16 protein-coding genes are annotated in these 16,953 nt (G+C 64.1%); 6 read left to right on the top strand and 10 right to left on the bottom strand.

The genetic code is table 11. From position 1 onward, the window contains the following. Window positions 1-5: 5 nt before the first annotated feature. Genes lptC through ACN9MZ_RS04440 form a run of 3 tightly spaced genes read right to left on the bottom strand, consistent with a single transcriptional unit; the run spans window position 6 to window position 2,150 of the window. Window positions 6-605 (bottom strand): LPS export ABC transporter periplasmic protein LptC, encoded by a 600-nt coding sequence (gene lptC / locus ACN9MZ_RS04450; RefSeq protein ID WP_426341062.1) that lies wholly within the window; start codon window positions 603-605, stop codon window positions 6-8. Window positions 606-615: 10 nt separating this feature from the next. Next, window positions 616-1,152, bottom strand: coding sequence for a KdsC family phosphatase (locus tag ACN9MZ_RS04445; protein ID WP_426341061.1), 537 nt, complete (start codon window positions 1,150-1,152; stop codon window positions 616-618). Next, a complete protein-coding gene (locus ACN9MZ_RS04440) occupies window positions 1,152-2,150 on the bottom strand; it encodes a KpsF/GutQ family sugar-phosphate isomerase (protein WP_426341060.1) in 999 nt (332 codons plus the stop codon). The genes ACN9MZ_RS04445 and ACN9MZ_RS04440 overlap by 1 nt, the downstream gene beginning before the upstream one ends. 82 nt (window positions 2,151-2,232) lie before the next feature. Here ACN9MZ_RS04440 and ACN9MZ_RS04435 point away from each other — a divergent pair, with 82 nt between their 5' ends. Together ACN9MZ_RS04435 and ACN9MZ_RS04430 are read left to right on the top strand one after the other, a co-directional pair. Further along, entirely contained in the window at window positions 2,233-4,212 is a 1,980-nt protein-coding gene (locus tag ACN9MZ_RS04435; protein ID WP_426341059.1) for a cation:proton antiporter, read from the top strand. Between the two features lie 44 nt (window positions 4,213-4,256). After that, window positions 4,257-4,652, top strand: a complete 396-nt coding sequence (locus ACN9MZ_RS04430) for a VOC family protein (RefSeq protein WP_426341058.1) — start codon at window positions 4,257-4,259, stop codon at window positions 4,650-4,652. On the opposite strand, the gene ACN9MZ_RS04425 is transcribed toward ACN9MZ_RS04430, so the two are convergent. From ACN9MZ_RS04425 to ACN9MZ_RS04415, 3 genes are all read right to left on the bottom strand, one after another. After that, complete coding sequence (locus ACN9MZ_RS04425) at window positions 4,640-5,779, bottom strand: DUF484 family protein (protein ID WP_426341057.1); 1,140 nt, start codon at window positions 5,777-5,779, stop codon at window positions 4,640-4,642. The genes ACN9MZ_RS04430 and ACN9MZ_RS04425 overlap by 13 nt on opposite strands. A 20-nt stretch (window positions 5,780-5,799) precedes the next feature. Beyond that, window positions 5,800-6,651: an MOSC domain-containing protein gene (locus ACN9MZ_RS04420; RefSeq protein WP_426341056.1), complete on the bottom strand. Its 852-nt coding sequence runs from the start codon at window positions 6,649-6,651 to the stop codon at window positions 5,800-5,802. Between the two features lie 68 nt (window positions 6,652-6,719). After that, window positions 6,720-8,105 (bottom strand): NYN domain-containing protein, encoded by a 1,386-nt coding sequence (locus tag ACN9MZ_RS04415; protein ID WP_426341055.1) that lies wholly within the window; start codon window positions 8,103-8,105, stop codon window positions 6,720-6,722. A gap of 74 nt (window positions 8,106-8,179) precedes the next feature. On the opposite strand from ACN9MZ_RS04415, the gene ACN9MZ_RS04410 reads away from it, so the two are divergent. Further along, window positions 8,180-8,665: a nuclear transport factor 2 family protein gene (locus ACN9MZ_RS04410; RefSeq protein ID WP_426341054.1), complete on the top strand. Its 486-nt coding sequence runs from the start codon at window positions 8,180-8,182 to the stop codon at window positions 8,663-8,665. Between the two features lie 3 nt (window positions 8,666-8,668). Here the strand turns inward: ACN9MZ_RS04410 and ACN9MZ_RS04405 are convergent, their stop codons facing one another. Genes ACN9MZ_RS04405 through ychF form a run of 3 tightly spaced genes read right to left on the bottom strand, consistent with a single transcriptional unit; the run spans window position 8,669 to window position 11,013 of the window. Further along, window positions 8,669-8,932, bottom strand: a complete 264-nt coding sequence (locus ACN9MZ_RS04405; RefSeq protein ID WP_426341053.1) for a hypothetical protein — start codon at window positions 8,930-8,932, stop codon at window positions 8,669-8,671. 60 nt (window positions 8,933-8,992) lie between these two features. Next, window positions 8,993-9,922 carry a hypothetical protein gene (locus tag ACN9MZ_RS04400; protein WP_426341052.1) on the bottom strand — a complete coding sequence of 310 codons (930 nt, stop codon included), beginning with the start codon at window positions 9,920-9,922 and terminating at the stop codon, window positions 8,993-8,995. After that, on the bottom strand, window positions 9,922-11,013 hold the full coding sequence (gene ychF, locus ACN9MZ_RS04395; protein WP_426341051.1) for a redox-regulated ATPase YchF: 1,092 nt from the start codon (window positions 11,011-11,013) through the stop codon (window positions 9,922-9,924). The genes ACN9MZ_RS04400 and ychF overlap by 1 nt, the downstream gene beginning before the upstream one ends. A gap of 70 nt (window positions 11,014-11,083) precedes the next feature. Between ychF and ACN9MZ_RS04390 the strand changes: the two genes are divergently transcribed. From ACN9MZ_RS04390 to ACN9MZ_RS04380, 3 genes are all read left to right on the top strand, one after another. Next, window positions 11,084-11,623, top strand: coding sequence for a DinB family protein (locus ACN9MZ_RS04390; protein ID WP_426341050.1), 540 nt, complete (start codon window positions 11,084-11,086; stop codon window positions 11,621-11,623). A 112-nt stretch (window positions 11,624-11,735) separates the two neighbouring features. Then, window positions 11,736-14,966, top strand: a complete 3,231-nt coding sequence (locus ACN9MZ_RS04385; protein ID WP_426341049.1) for a DUF2339 domain-containing protein — start codon at window positions 11,736-11,738, stop codon at window positions 14,964-14,966. Then, window positions 14,963-16,354 (top strand): DUF3999 family protein, encoded by a 1,392-nt coding sequence (locus ACN9MZ_RS04380; RefSeq protein WP_426341048.1) that lies wholly within the window; start codon window positions 14,963-14,965, stop codon window positions 16,352-16,354. The genes ACN9MZ_RS04385 and ACN9MZ_RS04380 overlap by 4 nt, the downstream gene beginning before the upstream one ends. Here the strand turns inward: ACN9MZ_RS04380 and pth are convergent. Beyond that, window positions 16,351-16,935, bottom strand: a complete 585-nt coding sequence (gene pth, locus ACN9MZ_RS04375) for an aminoacyl-tRNA hydrolase (protein ID WP_426341047.1) — start codon at window positions 16,933-16,935, stop codon at window positions 16,351-16,353. The genes ACN9MZ_RS04380 and pth overlap by 4 nt on opposite strands. Window positions 16,936-16,953 lie beyond the last annotated feature (18 nt).

Genomic DNA, 16,953 nt, shown 5'->3' with positions numbered 1-16,953 from the left:
CTCAGTTATTGGTCTGCGGCCTTGGGCGGAATCTGCAGCGTGCCGTTGCCGGCCAGGTGCATTTCGCGCGTCGCATTATTGGCGCGCATGCTGTTGGCCGCAGCAGTCGTATCCCCCAGCCGCAGTTTCACCGGATGGTCGGTTTCCATGCGGTCTTCGTCCGGGAAGATCACCAGCTTGTCCGATTCCAGGTGCAGCAGTTGCGACTGCGGCGATGCCGCGCGGTCGATCGTCACGCTGCCGTTCAGGGTGACGCGGCTGTTGGTGTCGTCCACGCGCGCCGTATTCGCCACGATCTCCATCGGCGGCTGCTCGCCGGCCAGGCTGTGCACGCGCGGATTGTCGATCTCGGACGAGTCGTCGATCGGGCGGTGGGTCAGCTTGTCGCCGGCAATGATATAGCTTGGCTTGCCGTCCTTCGTCATGCGCACGAAGGAGAAGTTATGGATGATGTAATCCGGCTCGTTCATGCGCTTGTCGGCCTGCATCTGTTCGTCCGCGCGGTTCAGCAGCTCGATCAGGTAGAAGCTGCCAAGCGCCGCCAGCAGCACGAAGATCATGCCGAGCGACAGGCGGAAGCGGTGGGCGGTCCTCTGGTTACGCATTGCTTGCCCCTTACACCAGGAACTGGGCCATCACGCGGTCATAGCTGCCGCTGGCACGCAGCACGAATTCGCAGGCCTCGCGCACCGCGCCGCGGCCGCCCGCAGCTTCGGTAATGTAGTGGGAGCGATCGTGCGCCTCCTTGCGGCCATTCGGCACGCTGACCGCAAAGCCCACACGGCTCAACAGCGGCAGGTCCACCACGTCGTCGCCGATGAAGGCAACCTGCTCTTCCGCCAGCCCCAGATCGGCCAGCAAGGCCTTGAACGGGGTCAGCTTGTCGTGGCCGCCCTGGTGTACGTAATCGATGCCCAGGTCCCTGGCGCGTGCCAGCACGATCGGCGTGCGCCGGGCGCTGATGATCGCGGTCTTGATGCCCGCTTCCTGCAGCAGCTTGATGCCCAGGCCGTCGTGCACATTGAAAGTCTTGACCATTTCACCGTCGGCGCCATAAGTCAGGCTGCCGTCGGTCAGCACACCGTCCACGTCGAAGATGAACAGGCGCACCTTGGCTGCACGAGCTAAGAGGTCTTCGCGTTCGAGCGTCATCAGATCACCTTGGCGCGGGTCAGGTCGTGGATGTGCAGCGCGCCAACCAGCATGCCGTCGGCATCCACCACCAGCATCTGGTTGATGCGGAATTCTTCCATCACCGCCACGGCATCGACCGCCAGCTGGTCGGGGCCGATGGTGCGCGGGTTCAGGTGCATCACGTCCTTGATGACGACCTTGTTGAAGTCCTGGACTTTTTCGATCATGCGGCGCAGGTCGCCGTCGGTGAAGACGCCGACCGGCTTGTTGGCCGCGTCGACGATGGCGGTCATGCCCATGCCCTTCTGGGTGATTTCCAGCAGCGCATCGGGCAGCCGCGTTTCCAGGCCCACGGCCGGGATGGCGCCATCCTTGCGCATGATGTCGCGCACATGCGTCAGCAAGCGGCGGCCGAGGGCGCCGCCAGGGTGGGAACGCGCAAAATCTTCTTCCTTGAAGCCGCGCAGGTCCAGCAGCGCCACCGCGATCGCATCGCCCAGCGCCAGCGTGACGGTGGTGGAAGCGGTCGGCGCCAGGTTCATCGGGCATGCCTCCTTGGCCACGGACACGTCCAGGTGCACGTCGGCCAGCTTGGCCAGGCTCGACGCAGGCTTGCCGGTCATGGCAATCACGTGGCCGCCCATGCGCTTGACCACGGGCAGGATCGCCATCAGTTCGGCTGCTTCGCCGGAATACGAAATAGCGATCACCACGTCTTGCGGCGTCACCATGCCCAGGTCGCCGTGCGCCGCTTCGGCCGGGTGCACGAACAGGGCCGGGGTGCCGGTCGAGGCCAGCGTCGCCGCAATCTTGCGGCCGATGTGGCCGGACTTGCCGATGCCGGATACCACGACGCGCCCCTTGCATTGCAGCAACAAGGACACCGCCTGGCCCACAGTTTCGTCGGTGGCCAGGCGCGCATTCAGCGCTGCCAGTGCGTCCGTTTCGATCTGCAGGGCCTCGCGCGCCAGTTCCAGGGCACGTGTTGCGGTCTTGGCATCAAAAGATTTCAGCATTGTTTTTTCATGGGTTAAACTCATGCCCGAAGTATAGCCGAATTAGATAAGCAAAAAACTTGCCAGACAAAACAAACAACGGATGTTCTCCCCCCTTGAACTGACCCTCCTCCTCCTCGGCAGCGCCGTCCTTGGCGTAGTCGCTTTCCGCATGATGCATCTGCCGCCGATGCTGGGCTATCTGGCGGTCGGCATCCTGCTGGGCCCCCATGCCATGGGGCTGGCCGAGCAAAGCCACGCGACGGAGTTGCTGGGCGAGTTCGGGGTGGTGTTCCTGATGTTCTCGATCGGGCTGGAGTTTTCCCTGCCCAAGCTGATGGCCATGCGCTCGATCGTGTTCGGGCTGGGCATGGCGCAGGTCGGCCTCACCATTGCCGCCACCATGCTGTTCGGCTGGCTCATCCACTTCCTGCTGCCGCCCACGATCCAGCTGGGCTGGCAAGCTTCGTTCGCACTGGGCGGCGCGCTGGCCATGTCGTCGACCGCCATTGTAGTCAAATTGCTCACGGAACGCCTGGAGCTGGAGAGCGAGCATGGACGCAAGATCATCGGCATCCTGCTGTTCCAGGACCTGGCGGTGGTGCCGCTGCTGATCCTGATCCCGGCCCTGGCGCAGAATCCGGCCGACTTGCCCAAGACCCTGGGCCTGGCCGGGCTGAAGGCGGCCGTGGTGCTGCTCCTGCTGCTGTTCGTCGGCCAGAAAGTGATGCGCAGGTGGTTCACCATTGTCGTGCTGCGCCGCTCACAGGAGCTGTTCATGCTCAACCTGCTGCTGGTGACGCTGGGCGCGGCCTGGATCACCGAGCAGGCCGGCCTGTCGATGGCGCTGGGCGCTTTCGTGGCCGGCATGCTGATCTCCGAGACCGAGTACAAGCACCAGGTGGAAGAAGACATCAAGCCCTTCCGCGACGTGCTGCTTGGCCTGTTCTTCATCACCGTCGGCATGCTGCTGAACGCGCGCGTGGTGCTGGAAAACTGGTGGCTGGTATTGGTGCTGCTGACCGGGCCGGTGCTGCTCAAGTTTGCCCTGATCGCGGGCCTGGCGCGCCTGTTCGGCGCCTCCACCTCGACTGCCATGCGCACCGGCCTGGCGCTGGCGCAGGCCGGCGAATTCGGCTTCGTGCTGCTGAACGTGGTGGGCGGCATGAAGCTGGTCGACCCCTTCGTGGTGCAGGTGGTGCTGGCCTCGATGGTGCTGTCGATGCTGCTGGCGCCTTTCCTGATCGCGCAGTCGGACAAGATCGTGCTGAAGTTCTCCGCCAACGAGTGGATGATGCAGTCGCTGAACCTGACCAATATCGCAGCGCGCACGATGTCGGCGCAGAAGCACGTGATCGTGGCCGGCTTCGGCCGCTCGGGACAGTCGCTGGCGACCTTGCTGACCGAAGAGAAGATCCCCTACCAGGCGCTGGACCTGGACCCGCTGCGGGTGCAGGAGGCGCAGGCCGCCGGCGCCAACGTGTCCTACGGCGACGCGGCGCGGCGCGAGTCGCTGGTGGCAGCCGGCATCAAGCGCGCTTCGGCGGTGGTGATCACTTACGCCTCCACGCCTTCAGCGCTGCGGGTGCTGCACCTGGTGCACGAACTGGCGCCGGAGCTGCCGGTGATCGTGCGCTCGCACGACGATTCGGACCTGGACCGCCTGAAGGAGGCCGGCGCTGCCGAAGTGGTGCCGGAACTGATGGAAGGCTCGCTGATGCTGGCATCGCACGCGCTGGTGATGCTGGGCGTGCCGCTGCGGCGCGTGGTGCACCGCGTGCAGCGCGCACGCGAAGAGCGCTACGCTTCGCTGCGCGGCTATTTCCACGGCGCCAGCGACAGCGGCGACGAATCGGAAATGGTGCGCCTGCACTCGGTGCCGCTGGGCGAGCAGGCTTCCTGCATCGGCAAATGCGTGAAAGACCTGGGTCTGGATGACACCGGCGCCGAGATCTCCGCCATCCGTCGCGGTACAGTGCGGCTGCATGCAGATGCAGGCACCACGCTGGAGGCAGGCGACGTGGTGGTGCTGCGCGGCACGGCCGAGGAAGTGGCGCGCGCGGAGAACGATCTGCTGGCCTGATTGGTGGTAGATTTCCTGATCGGTTTTTCCCGCAGGAGGCTACCATGTACGTACCCCCAGGTTTCAACACGATCACCCCCTACTGCTTCGTCAGGGATGCAGAGCGCTTCGTGGCTTTCCTTGTCGAAGGCCTGGGCGGCCAGGAAGTGGTGCGCAGCAAGCGCCCTGACGGCCGCATCGCCAACGTCCAGGTGCGCATCGGCACCTCGACCGTTATGGCCAGCGAAGCCAGTGAAAAATATCCGCCGATGCCGGCCGCCTTCTACCTCTACGTGGAAGACGCAAGGCAATCGATGGCGCGCGCACTGTCCGCTGGCGGCAAGCTGGAGATGGAAGTGGGCGACATGCCGTATGGCGACCGCCAGGGCGGCATCAGGGACCCGCATGGCAATATCTGGTGGATCTCGCAGCGGCTGGTGGAGGCGCCTTACGAGGCGTAGCGGATCACGCGGTTGCGGCCGCCTTCCTTGGCCTGGTACAGGGCTTCGTCGGCCTGTTCGATCAGTTGCGTCGCCTGCAGTTCCGGCGGTACGTCGCCGGGCACCTGCGCCAGGCTGGACACGCCGACCGAGGCCGTGATCGACACCTTCACGCCGTGCGACAACTCGATCATGCTGGCCGCGATGCCGGCGCGGATGCGCTCGCCCACATAGGTCGCGCTCTCCAGGTCCGCATCGATCAGCAGCACCACGAACTCCTCGCCGCCAAAGCGCGCCAGCGCGTCCGACAGGCGCAGCTCCGCCTTGATGCGATTGGCTACCTCGCGCAGCACTTCATCGCCGCCGCCGTGGCCGACCGTGTCGTTGACGCGCTTGAAATGGTCGATGTCGATGTACATGAACGACACCGGATAGGACTGCCGGCGTGCGCGCGCAATTTCTTCGAGCAGGCGGCGATCCACGTAGCGGCGGTTGAACACGCCGGTCAGCGCATCGGTCAGCCCCATGTACTTCAGCATTTCGTTGGAGATCACGTTCTCCAGGCAGATGGCGATGATGGAGGCCATATGCTCGATGAAGTCGGTGCCCAGGCTGGGCGAGAAACGCGTCGGGTCGGCACTGCCCAGGTTCAGCGAACCAATCAGCCGCTTGTTGCGCAGCAGCGGTACCACGCCCACGCTTTGCAGGCGCGTGCCAGGCTGCGGGAACTGCGACCCGTGCTTCTGTGTGTCGAACATCCCGAGGCAGGGCTTGGGCGCCTGGCCCGGTTCGATCTCGATGGCCAGGTTCTCCGTGTCCGGCACGAACACCAGGTTGGGAAAGTCGGCGAAATCGACACCCAGCTTTTCCATCACGGTGCGAATATCGTCATCCACGTCGACCAGCGACAGGGTCACCGCATCGAGGTCGGAAATCACCGGCAGGGTGCGGAAAATGGTGCCAATCAGCTCGGGGAAGCTGGCCGCGCCGACGATCTCCAGGTCGAACGCCTGGTGGCGCGTCATGATCGAGTGATTGCGTTCGGCCTGCTCGATCAGGTAGGCAAGACGGGCGCGCAGGGACTGGTTTTCTGCCGCCAGTTCCGCCAATGTGGGCTGCTTGCCCGTGATTTTCTGCGTGATCTCCATCGCCCTGCCGATATTTACTACTAAAACGACAGTGTAACCTCGATTGGGTCGCCAACCGATAGTTTTATGCCATCACCTATTGCTACGATTGCATTCATGCCGAAGCAGATGCCGCCATCGACTTCGGGCTTGGCGCGGTAGCTTTGCAGGATGTCCAGCGGGTCCGGGCCGAATTCGCCGGTGGCTTGGTCGACCGACGGCATCGGGCAGCGCGCGCAGGGCTTGACCGGCTTCAGGGCGGCCTCGCCGATGCGGAATTCTTCGGTGTAGTCTTCTTCGAAGGCGTCCAGGTCGCCCACCACCAGGTTGGGGCGGAAGCGGTTCATCGGCAAGGGCTGGCGGCCTTGCTGCTGCAGCTTTTCGTTGAGGTCCTGCAGCGAGCCGGTGCCGACGACCAGGATCGGATAACCGTCCGAAAACAGCGTAGGGTGCTGCTCGCCATTGGTCCACTTGCCGCTGGTCAGGCGCCTGGCGTTGGCGTGGAAGCGTGCCAGACGGCATTCGATGCCGAGGAATTTGCTGAACCAGGTGGCGGTCGTTTCATCGCAATCGTAGGCCAGCACGCTGTCTTCCCAGACTTGTACCTGCAGCGTCGGCGCGCGATCCGGGTCGGGCAGGCCAAGCGGGATTTCCAGCTGCAGCATGCCGGGCGCGCGCAGCTCCATGGTTTCAGCTTTCAGGCGCGGCACGATCAGCGCCATGCGCGGATGGTCGCGCTGGGTCAGCGCCACGCCGTTGCTGTCGACCAGCATCCACTCGCGATCGTAGATTTGCTCGGTCATCAGGCCGGCGCGGGTCAAGGTCGCGTGCTTCAGCGACAGGCCGGCGCAGGACTTGATCGGGTAAAGGGTAAGTTCGGAGATGAAGGGCATAGTGCCCGTGAGTATGGCAGAAAAAACTTCGCCGCGCGGCGCGCGGCGAATTCCCGACAATCCTGACCCTAGGCTTCCGCTTTCGGTTTCTTTGGCAGCTTGCTGCGCGCCGATGCCTTGTGCGTGCCCGGCTTCCTGGAGCGCTTCGACGCCGCGGGCTTGGCCTCCGCCGGGTCTACTGCCGCTGCTTCTGCCACCACGGCGGCTTCCGCGGCAGCCGTGAGCACGGCTTCCGCCTCCTGCACCGCCTCCGCCGCATTGGCCGCGGCCTGGGCTACCTTGCTGCCGCGCGAGCTGGTCTTTTTCGCTGCCGGCTTCTTGGCTGCAGCGCGGGTACGCTTGGCCGGCGCTTCGGCCGGCGCATCCACCACTGGCGCCACTTCTTCCACCGCCGCCACGGCAGCGACTTCGGCATCGTCCGGCACGGCGACAGGAACTGCAGCGGGTGCGGCCGCATCGCCCTCGCCACGGCGGCCTCGGCCGCCACGGTTGCCGCGATTACGGCGGCTGTCGCGGCTTTCACGCTCGCGGCGCGCTTCGCCAGCTTCCTCAGCGCTCTCCTGCATCTCGGCGCCTGCCTCCGGCACGAGGCCTGCATCGTGCTCCGACGGCGCCTCAACGACCGGCAGCATCACCGGCTGGCTGCTGCGGTACACATATGCGCCCGACTTCTCGTCGCGGCCGAATTCCAGCAGGCCGCGCGCCTTCATTTCCTCCAGCAGGTTGCCGAAGGTGCGGAAACCGTAATACGACTCGCTGAAATCCGGCTTGCGGCGCTTGATCGCCTCCTTCAGCACGGAAGCCCAGATCTTGCCCTCACCACGTTCGGCAGCCAGCGCATCGAACGTCGTGTAGGCGATTTCAACGCACTGGTTGCGGCGCTTGTCCATCTCTTCGCGGCGGCGCTTCTCTTCTTCCGGCGTACGCTTCGGCTTTTGCTCGCTCGCATCGCGGCTCGCCTGGCGCTGGCGGCGCGATTCGCGCACCAGATCGTCGTAGAAAATGAACTCGTCGCAGTTGGCTACCAGCAGGTCCGAGGTGGAATCCTTCACGCCCACGCCAATCACGCGCTTGGCGTTTTCGCGCAGTTTGGACACCAGCGGCGAAAAATCGGAATCGCCGGAAATGATGACGAAAGTGTTGACGTGGGCCTTGGTGTAGCACAGGTCGAGCGCATCGACCACCATGCGGATATCGGCCGAGTTCTTGCCGGACAGGCGCACGTGCGGGATTTCGATCAATTCGAAATTCGCCTCATGCATCGGCGCCTTGAAAGCCTTGTAGCGGTCCCAGTCGCAGTAGGCCTTCTTGACCACGATGCTGCCCTTCAGCAGCAGGCGCTCCAGCACCGGCTTGATGTCGAATTTCTCATAGTTGGCGTCGCGGACGCCCAGCGCGACGTTTTCGAAGTCGCAGAACAGCGCCATGCTGGCGTTTTCGTTAGGTGAGGCCATTTTTTCTTTTACCGGAAGCTGTGCACAATCCGGCGATTATACTATTTCATCAACACTGACCCGGAGACAAGCAAATGAAACGCCAGTTGATCGCCACTGCCCTCGCCCTCGTGATGCATAGTGCCCTGGCGGCCGACCCCGACGCCGAATTCCGCCAGCAGGTCAACGCCTTCGTCGACAGCTGGCACGACGATGCAGCCAACACCCGCCCTGACTACTGGGACAAGTTCGCGCCGGACGCCGTCTTCATCGGCACCGACAAGAGCGAGGTATGGAGCTACAAGGAATTCAAGGCATGGGCCAAGCGCTTCTGGGACCGCAAGAAGGCGTGGAGCTTCACCGCGCAAAAGCGCAATGTCTACTTCTCGCCGGATAAGAAATACGTGTGGTTCGACGAACAGCTAAACACACAGATGGGCACTTGCCAGGCCAGCGGCGTGCTGCTCAACACCGGCAAGGAGTTCAAAATCGAGCATTACCAGCTGTCGCTGGCCGTGCCGAACCCGTTGATGGATAGCTTCACCAAAGCGATCGCCGAGCACGAGGCAAAGACCAAGTAACAATCAACCCCGCCTGTCCTCCGCGACGAAAGCAGGGATCATCGGCCAGCCTGTAGCTCCTATCGTGGGGCCGCGCCCCGAATCGCCAAATACTGCAAAAGCCGCCGTAATTTCTTCCTTCAGGCGGCTTAGCAATTTTGGCGGAATCCGGGCTTGGCCTTCAATAGCAACTTGATTGGAGATCGGTCCGCGGCGATATAGCCTGTACCACGCACCATTGGAGAAGAGATAGTCCTCGCGGGACATCTTCTCGACTTGATAGCCCATTTTTGAGATTCGATAAAAGCGCCGCGCAAGGCAGGACTTGGGCCGGCAATCCCCGCTCGATCAGTTGGAGCGGGCGAAGGTCAGGGCCGCATTGTCGCAGCACCCGGCCGGCTTAATGGTCAGCTCGAACGATGCGCTGACGACCGAGTAGCGCAGCAGCACCCGGGCCGGTTGATCGTCGACCAGAGCGGTATAGAGGGAGCGGTAGAAGGTGGTGTTTTCCTGAGCCAGCAGGTACAGCTGCTCATCCCACACCGTAGTCCTGGGCGACAAGGCTGTCAGATTGTCCTCGAAGGCCTCCTTCAGGCCGTACTCCATGCCTTCTTCGCGAAACGGCACGGTAAGCAGCAACTTGCCTCCAGCCGACAGGCGCACGGACAGGTCGGGCAACACTTCGACAAGGGTGCTGGCAAGGAGCTTTTCGTCGCTCTTGCTCAAGCCCATGTCGCCCCCTTGGCGCGTGCCGCCGGAAATCGAAGATTCGCTGCCACTCCAGCGCCCCTTGCTGTCGCGGCTCAGGTCCCACATGGTATTGGCACCGCCAAAGCCTTGGATCGCGGACAGGCGATACTTGCCGACCGCACCGGCCAACAGCGCCTTTTTCGGCGGGATGATGATTTCAGAAGTCTGGTGGGCGACCAGCGGCAAGTTCTTGCCGCCGTCCGGCGATTGCCAGCTGCCCTGCAGGCTGCCGTCGCGCAGCACCGCGCGCAAGCGGCCCTTGACCGTGGGATTGAATGCGAGCTGCTCGTCCATCACAAGCGTGCCGTCGGGCGCGGCCTTGCCTTTCAGGAAGAGCTCGGATTTCTTGCCCGCATAGCGGTAAGTTCCGGAAATGACGCCATCGACATTCTTCAAGTCCATGCTGAACTTGAGCTTGTCGCCGATGGTGCCGTCAAATTTCTTGTGGAAGTAGGCGCCCTGCTGCGCCAGCGCCGGCGCAGTAAACAGCAGCGCCGCCAGCGCGGCAGCGAGGGCGCTGGCCTGCATCAAACGTTGAACAGGAAGTTCAGCACGTCGCCATCCTTGACCACGTATTCCTTGCCTTCAGCGCGCATCTTGCCAGCTTCCTTGGCGCCGGTTTCGCCCTTGTAAGCGATGTAGTCGTCGAAGGCGATGGTCTGGGCGCGGATGAAGCCGCGCTCGAAGTCGGTGTGGATCACGCCTGCCGCTTGCGGCGCGGTGTCGCCCACGTGGATGGTCCAGGCGCGCACTTCCTTCACGCCGGCGGTGAAGTAGGTTTGCAGGCCGAGCAGCTTGAAGCCGGCGCGGATCAGGCGGTCCAGGCCAGGTTCGGACATGCCCATGTCGGACAGGAAGGCTTCCTTGTCGGCGTCGTCCAGTTCGGCGATTTCCGCTTCGATGGCGGCGCAAATGGCCACGATCGGCGCGTTCTGCGCTTCGGCGTACTTGGTCAGCTGGTCCAGCAGCGGATTGTTGGTGAAGCCGCTGTCGGACACGTTGGCCACATACATGGCTGGCTTGGCGGTGATCAGGCACAGCGGCTTGATCAGGGCCATGTCTTCGGCGCCCAGGCCCATGGCGCGCACTGGCTTGGCTTCGTTCAGGTGCGGCACCAGGGTTTCCAGCAGGGCTACCAGCTTGGCCGAATCCTTGTCGCCGGAGCGCGCTTTCTTCTGTTCACGGGCAATGGTTTTTTCCACGGTCGACAGGTCGGCCAGCGCCAGCTCGGTCTGGATCACTTCGATGTCGTCCAGCGGCGATACGCGGCCGGCCACGTGCACCACGTTGTCGTCTTCGAAGCAGCGCACCACGTTCACGATAGCGTCGGTTTCGCGGATGTGGGACAGGAACTGGTTGCCCAGGCCTTCACCCTTGGACGCGCCAGCCACCAGGCCGGCGATGTCGACGAATTCCACGATGGCAGGAAGAATGCGCTCAGGCTTGACGATTTCAGCCAGCTGCTTCAGGCGCGGATCAGGCACTTCCACCACGCCAACGTTTGGCTCGATGGTGCAGAACGGGTAGTTCTCGGCCGCGATGCCGGCCTTGGTCAGAGCATTGAAAAGAGTGGACTTGCCGACGTTAGGCAGGCCGACGATGCCGCATTTGAGACTCATGGAAAACCTTTAGATGATATTGTTCTGCTACGGAATTTTCCGCAAATAGACCGAGATTGTACCCCAGAACATGTCAAGAACCGCCCATATCGCCCTGCTGGCCCGCTACAACGAGTGGATGAACAACAAGCTGTACGAAGCGGCGTCGGGCTTGCCGGCGGAGGAATTGACGGCAGACCGCGGCGCGTTCTTTGGCTCCCTGCTGGCGACCCTGAACCATATCGCGGTGGCAGACATCCTCTGGCTGAAACGCATCGGCGGCCATCCGCGCTTTGCCGCCGCACTCGCGCCTGTATTGGCCTTGTCGACACCAATCGCGCTGGACCAGCCACTCTTCGATTCGCTGCCCACCCTGCGCGAGCAGCGGGCCTGGCTTGACCGCCTGATCCTTGACTGGAGCGCCGGCCTGGCGGAGGCGGACCTGGACGCCGTCATCAGCTATCGCCGCGTGAACGGCGAAGCCAATCAGCGGCAACTCGGGCTATTGCTGCTGCATTTCTTCAATCATCAAACCCATCATCGCGGCCAGGCCACCACCCTGCTGTCCCAGGCCGGCGTTGACGTGGGCACGACGGACCTGCTGTTGCTGGTTCCTGAGGCGGAGGCTTAAGCAGGATCAAATCCTGATACGCCTCTGGACAATCGGCGATACGGGTATCGCTGGCGCTTGTAATATTGTTACCAATGGAAAATAATGCCATTAGTACAATACAGGAGCATTCATGGATTTGCTGTGGTTTATCGTGCTGGCGCTCGTGTCACGCTGGGCCTGGCTCGCGCGCCGCGATGCCCGACAGGCACGCGAGCATGCCCTCCAGTTGCAGCGCGACCTCGCTGCGTTGGAAATCACCGTTGCCAGCCTCCAGCAACGCACCGCTGCCCAGCAAGCAGCGGTCGCGCCGGAACCGCCAGCTGCAGCGGCGCCTTCCTTCGAGCCATCCAGGCCAGCCGAGCGCGAGCCGCTGGCAGCGCGTGCCGCCAAGCTCCCAGCGCAAGCGGAGCCGCCAACGCCAGCACTGGCCGAAACACCCGCGGCGCCAATGGAGCCGGCCGCCACGCCCGAACTTCTGGCCGAGGTAGCCGCCGCTGCATCGCCCATCGCAACTGCCGAGCCACCTGCCGCGCTGCGCCCAGAAACTGCTGCCAAGGCAAGCAGGGCAGAACGAGCCCGGGCTCCTGCGCGCCCAAACCGGCCGCCAAGCGAGCCGCCAGCCTGGTTGACCGCCGCCCGCAACTGGCTGTTCGAAGGCAATCTGGTGGCGAAGATTGGCCTTCTCATCCTGTTCATCGGCGTCAGCTTCCTGCTGAAATACGCCGCCGCCCGCGTCACGGTGCCGATCGAACTGCGGCTGGCCGGCATCGTGCTCGCCGACCTGGCCGCGCTGGCCTGGGCCTGGCGCATCCGCAACAGCAACAAGGGCGTCAGCCTGCCACTGCAGGGCACCTGCATGGCGGTGCTGATGCTGGTGGTGTTTGGCGCCTTCCGCATCTACCACCTGATCCCCGGTGGCATGGCCTTCGCCATGCTGTTCCTGCTAACGCTGGGCACCTGCCTGCTGGCAGTGCTGCAGAACGCCCAATGGCTGGCCATCTTCGGCATTACCGGCGGCTTCGCGGCGCCCATCCTGGCGTCCACCGGCCAGGGCAGCCACATTGGCCTGTTCAGCTATTACGCCCTGCTCAACGCCGGCATCCTGGCCATCGCCCTCAAGCGCTCCTGGCGCGCACTGAACCTGCTCGGCTTCGCGTTCACCTTCGCCATTGGCACCACCTGGGGCGTGCTGCGCTACGAGCCGCAGTTCTACCTGTCGGTGCAAGGCTTCCTGGCGCTGTTCTTCCTGTACTACGTCGGCATCGCCATCGCCTACGCCCACCTCGAGGCGCCCAAGCTGAAAAGCTATGTCGACGGCACGCTGGTCTTCGGCACGCCGATGCTGGCCGCCAGCCTGCAATTCGGCCTGGTCAAGGGCTTCGAATTCGGCATGGCCTATTCCGCCCTCGCACTCGGCCTGTTCTACGCCGTGCTGGCAATCACGCTGGCGCGCCGCCGCGCCACCTATGGCCTGCTGGTCGATGCCTTCACCGCACTGGCGGTGGTGTTCGGCACGCTCGCCATCCCGATGGCGCTTGACGGGCGCTGGACCTCCGCCGCCTGGGCGCTGGAAGGCGCCGGCATCGTCTGGATCGGCCTGCGCCAGCGTCAGCCGCTGGCCTGGGGCTTCGGCCTGCTGGTACAGCTGGGCGCCTGGGTCAGCTTCATCGGCTCGGTGTCCGGCCTGAATCCGGAGGCCGCAATGCATTCCAACCTGTGGCTTGGCTTCCTGCTGCTGGCGATCAGCGCCTGCATCATGGCCATGCGTTTCCGCAGCCATTCCAGCGAAGAGGGCTTGGGCCGTCTGCAACTGCTGGGGGCGCTGTTTCTCGCCGGCTCCGCTATCTGGCTGGTCGGCGGCGCCTGGACCGAAGTCATTCTTCGCACCAGCGGTAAACTGCAGGCCAACCTGCTGGTTGCCAGCGCCCTTGGCGCAGCCGTCGTCATGGCCCTGATCGGGCGCCGCCTGGCCTGGCCGATGGCACGCGGCCTGGCCCTGGCCGCACAACTGCTGGCCGGCCTGGTGCTGGCCGTGCTGCTCGCCTTGAACTGGCAAGTGGCACCGATGTCGCCGGACCTGTTCTCCACGCCTTTCCTGGGTAGCGTGATGCTGTTGGCCGGCGCCATGTTCAGCGCCTGGACGCTGAAGCGTCACGGTTCGCAATACCCGCCTGCCTGGTCAAATGCGGTATTGGCGTATTCCGCCGTATGGTGGCTGCTGGTGATCGTGCCGACACTCGCCAACTGGCTGCTGGCCCATTATGAAATCGCCACCACCGGCAATTTCGAGCCGCACAGCCCGCTGCGCGCCAGCGCCTACAACCTGATGATCGTCGCCACCACGCCGCTGTTCGTCAAGCTGGCGCAACGACTGTCCTGGCCAGCCCTGCGCGCCGCAGTGCTGCCGGCATGGCTGCTATTCGGCATGACAACGCTGGGCATGCTTGGCGCGCTGTATAGCAGCATCACGGTGCCCGCCGGCGAGGTATGGTTTGCCTACGCCGCCCTATGGCTGCTCTCCGAATGGCTGATGCGTGGCGCAACACTGGGCAAGACGCCGCTGGTGATCCTGCACACGCTGCGCAGCACCGGTCCCTGGCTGATGATCTGGCCGGTTGGCGCCTACTGGATTTCGCGCGGGCTGGAAGGCAGCGGCGCCGATCCGGCCTGGTCCAACTTCCTGCCGGCCTGGCTGATGATGGGCGGCCTGGCCTGGGTCATGCGCCGCGTGCGGGCCAACGGCTGGCCCGTGCAACCGGTCGCGGACTGGTACCGCGACGTGTTGCTGCCGCTGGGCTGCGGCTGGTCGCTGCTGCTGGTGGCAGTCTGGAACCTGGGCCAGGATGGCGCGATGGCGCCGCTGCCCTACCTCCCGTTGGCAAATCCGCTTGACCTGACCAGCATCTTCGCGCTGCTGCTGTCGCTTGCCGCTTACCGCATGCTGCAGGACAAGCTCTCGCCCTACCGTCCACAATTGCTGGCCTGCGCAGCATTGCTCGCCTACGCGTGGTTCAACCTGGCGCTGCTGCGCACCGTGTCGCACTACGTCGGCGTGCCGTACCAGTTCGATGACTTGTTTGCATCGCAGTTCGTGCAAGCCATGCTCTCGCTGGTTTGGAGCGTGACCGCGCTGCTGTTGATGCGCTTCGCGGCCAGCAGGCAGGATCGAAAATTGTGGATCGCCGGCGCAGTACTGCTCGGTGTCGTGGTCGCCAAGCTGTTCCTGGTGGACCTGTCCAATGTCGGCGGCGTCGAGCGCATCGTTTCCTTCCTCGGCGTTGGTGCGCTGATGGTCGGCATCGGTTACCTTGCCCCCTATCCGTCCGCACGCGGCGGCGAAAATGAAAAGGAAGCGGCATGAGCGCGTTGCTTTTGGCGGCTGCTGTCGCCACCACTGCGGTAAGCGATTTGCCGCAGGATTACACCCACCTCATTCCGCTATCGGTGAATGGCAAGCCAAGCGTAGTGCAGTTGCAGTTGCCGCGCGATGCCTACCTGAATGCGCGCTCGCCGTCGCTCAACGATTTGCGCGTGTTCGATGCGCATGGCACGCCGCAACCATTTGCCCTGCGCCAGCCGGATGCGGCGCCAACCATCAGCCACCGGGCCCTTCCGGTACGTATCTTCCCACTGATGGCGGAACGTTCCGACGCCCCGCTGGCGGGGCTGGAAGTCAGCACTGCAACCGATGGCCGCGTGCTCTCCGTCCGCCTGCCCACGCAACAGGGCGCCGCGCCGGCCGGCCGCACGCAGGAACGCCTGGCCGGACTGGTGCTCGACCTGCGGCAGGACGGCATGCAGCAAGCGCCTACCGTCGACGCGCTGCATTTCGCACTGCCGCCGGACCGCAACACCTATACCGGCCAGGTATGGCTGGAAGCGAGCGACGACCTGAAACACTGGGACGCTATCGGCGTGGCGGAGTTGAGCTGGCTGGCCAATGCCAGCGCTGAAACACTGGCCAACGACAAGCTGGAATTCCCGGCCCGCCAGATGCGCTATGCGCGCCTCAGCTGGCGCAGCGGCGAGCCGCTCCCCTTCGCCAGCATCAGCGCCCAGTCGCCGGTTCAGGGGCCGGCTGCAGCGCCGCTTGAATCCTTGCTGCTGCAGCCGCAACCGGGCCGCGACCCGCGCGACCTTCAATACAGCAAGCCGGCAGGCGTCACCGCTCGGCGCGTCGGGCTGCAGATCGACAGCGGCAATATGGTGTTGCCCGCGATGCTGGGCAGCTATGTCGAAGTACGTCGCACCGGCCAGTTCCGTTTCGAACCCGCCCTGCGCACCACCTTCTACCGCCTGGAGAAGGATGGCAAATCACGGCTCTCGGACGACATCGCCGTTCCGGCCTGGCTTGGCGACCGTTGGGTGCTGCGCTTCGACCAGCCACCGACGGTCAAACCCGCGCTGCGCGTGAGCTGGGTGCCGGCCACATTGGTATTCGTTGCCGGCGGCACCCCGCCTTACAGGCTGGCGGTAGGGCGCGACAAAGCCGCGCCGGCGGGGCGCGATATCAGGGAGGTGGCGCCCGGCTTTACCGAGGCAGAATTGCGCACGCTGGATCACGCTACCGCTGGCCCAGCGCAAGAGCAGCTTGAAGCGCTGGCCAACGCAGCCAAGCGCGCAAACGCCGACAACAGCGCCGCCCAGAACCGCTTGATGATCCTGTGGGGCGTGCTGGTGCTGGGCGTGGCGCTTGTGGCGGGGATGGTATGGCGCCTGCTGCGGCAGGCAGGCGCCGGCTCCTCTTAATTGGTATGCAGCTCCATCGTCGCCTTGGTGAAGTCGCCGGCGATGGCGGTGGGAATGATGCGCAGGGCTTTCTCGATCGCTTCTTCGATCAGCAATTGCTCTTCGCGACGCGGGCGGTGCAGCACGAAGTCGGCCACCGGTTGGTTCAGGTTCAGCGTGCGAGGATGGCCGATGCCGATGCGCAGGCGCCAGTAGTCCTGGGTGCCCAGGGCTGATGTGATGTCCTTGAGGCCATTGTGGCCGCCAGACGAACCGCCCTTTTTCAGCTTGGCGGCGCCAGGCGGCAAATCCAGTTCATCGTGCACTACCAGCACTTCGTCCGGCTGGATCTTGTAGAAGCGCGCAATGGCGCCGACCGACTGGCCGGAGCGGTTCATGTAGGTTTGCGGCTCCAGCAGCCACAGTTGGTTGCCGCCGATGATGGTCTTGGCCACCATGGCATTGAAGCCGGATTCGCGCTGCAGGCGCGCATTCGGCAGCGAGTTTGCGAGGTTGTCCACCAGCCAGAAGCCGGCGTTGTGGCGGGTTTGTTCGTATTCGGCGCCGGGATTGCCGAGGCCAACGATCAGGCGGATGGGCATGGTCTTGCGGTTGCGAGT

The organism is Pseudoduganella sp. S-14 (genome assembly GCF_049913285.1).
Classification (GTDB): Bacteria; Pseudomonadota; Gammaproteobacteria; order Burkholderiales; family Burkholderiaceae_D; genus Rugamonas.
The sequence above is the reverse complement of the archived record's forward strand: the minus strand, read 5'-3'. Positions and strand labels throughout refer to the sequence as shown.

Bases quoted from the DNA above. Each gene is read 5' to 3' on its own strand.
- ACN9MZ_RS04425 (WP_426341057.1), bottom strand. From the start codon at position 5,779: ATGGAGATCACGCAGAAAATCACGGGCAAGCAGCCCACATTGGCGGAA.
- lptC (WP_426341062.1), bottom strand. From the start codon at position 605: ATGCGTAACCAGAGGACCGCCCACCGCTTCCGCCTGTCGCTCGGCATG.
- ACN9MZ_RS04435 (WP_426341059.1), top strand. From the start codon at position 2,233: ATGTTCTCCCCCCTTGAACTGACCCTCCTCCTCCTCGGCAGCGCCGTC.
- ACN9MZ_RS04445 (WP_426341061.1), bottom strand. From the start codon at position 1,152: ATGACGCTCGAACGCGAAGACCTCTTAGCTCGTGCAGCCAAGGTGCGC.
- pth (WP_426341047.1), bottom strand. From the start codon at position 16,935: ATGCCCATCCGCCTGATCGTTGGCCTCGGCAATCCCGGCGCCGAATAC.
- ACN9MZ_RS04400 (WP_426341052.1), bottom strand. From the start codon at position 9,922: ATGCAGGCCAGCGCCCTCGCTGCCGCGCTGGCGGCGCTGCTGTTTACT.
- ACN9MZ_RS04390 (WP_426341050.1), top strand. From the start codon at position 11,084: ATGTCAAGAACCGCCCATATCGCCCTGCTGGCCCGCTACAACGAGTGG.
- ACN9MZ_RS04380 (WP_426341048.1), top strand. From the start codon at position 14,963: ATGAGCGCGTTGCTTTTGGCGGCTGCTGTCGCCACCACTGCGGTAAGC.
- ACN9MZ_RS04385 (WP_426341049.1), top strand. From the start codon at position 11,736: ATGGATTTGCTGTGGTTTATCGTGCTGGCGCTCGTGTCACGCTGGGCC.
- ACN9MZ_RS04405 (WP_426341053.1), bottom strand. From the start codon at position 8,932: ATGGGCTATCAAGTCGAGAAGATGTCCCGCGAGGACTATCTCTTCTCC.
- ACN9MZ_RS04415 (WP_426341055.1), bottom strand. From the start codon at position 8,105: ATGGCCTCACCTAACGAAAACGCCAGCATGGCGCTGTTCTGCGACTTC.
- ACN9MZ_RS04420 (WP_426341056.1), bottom strand. From the start codon at position 6,651: ATGCCCTTCATCTCCGAACTTACCCTTTACCCGATCAAGTCCTGCGCC.
- ACN9MZ_RS04440 (WP_426341060.1), bottom strand. From the start codon at position 2,150: ATGCTGAAATCTTTTGATGCCAAGACCGCAACACGTGCCCTGGAACTG.
- ACN9MZ_RS04410 (WP_426341054.1), top strand. From the start codon at position 8,180: ATGAAACGCCAGTTGATCGCCACTGCCCTCGCCCTCGTGATGCATAGT.
- ychF (WP_426341051.1), bottom strand. From the start codon at position 11,013: ATGAGTCTCAAATGCGGCATCGTCGGCCTGCCTAACGTCGGCAAGTCC.
- ACN9MZ_RS04430 (WP_426341058.1), top strand. From the start codon at position 4,257: ATGTACGTACCCCCAGGTTTCAACACGATCACCCCCTACTGCTTCGTC.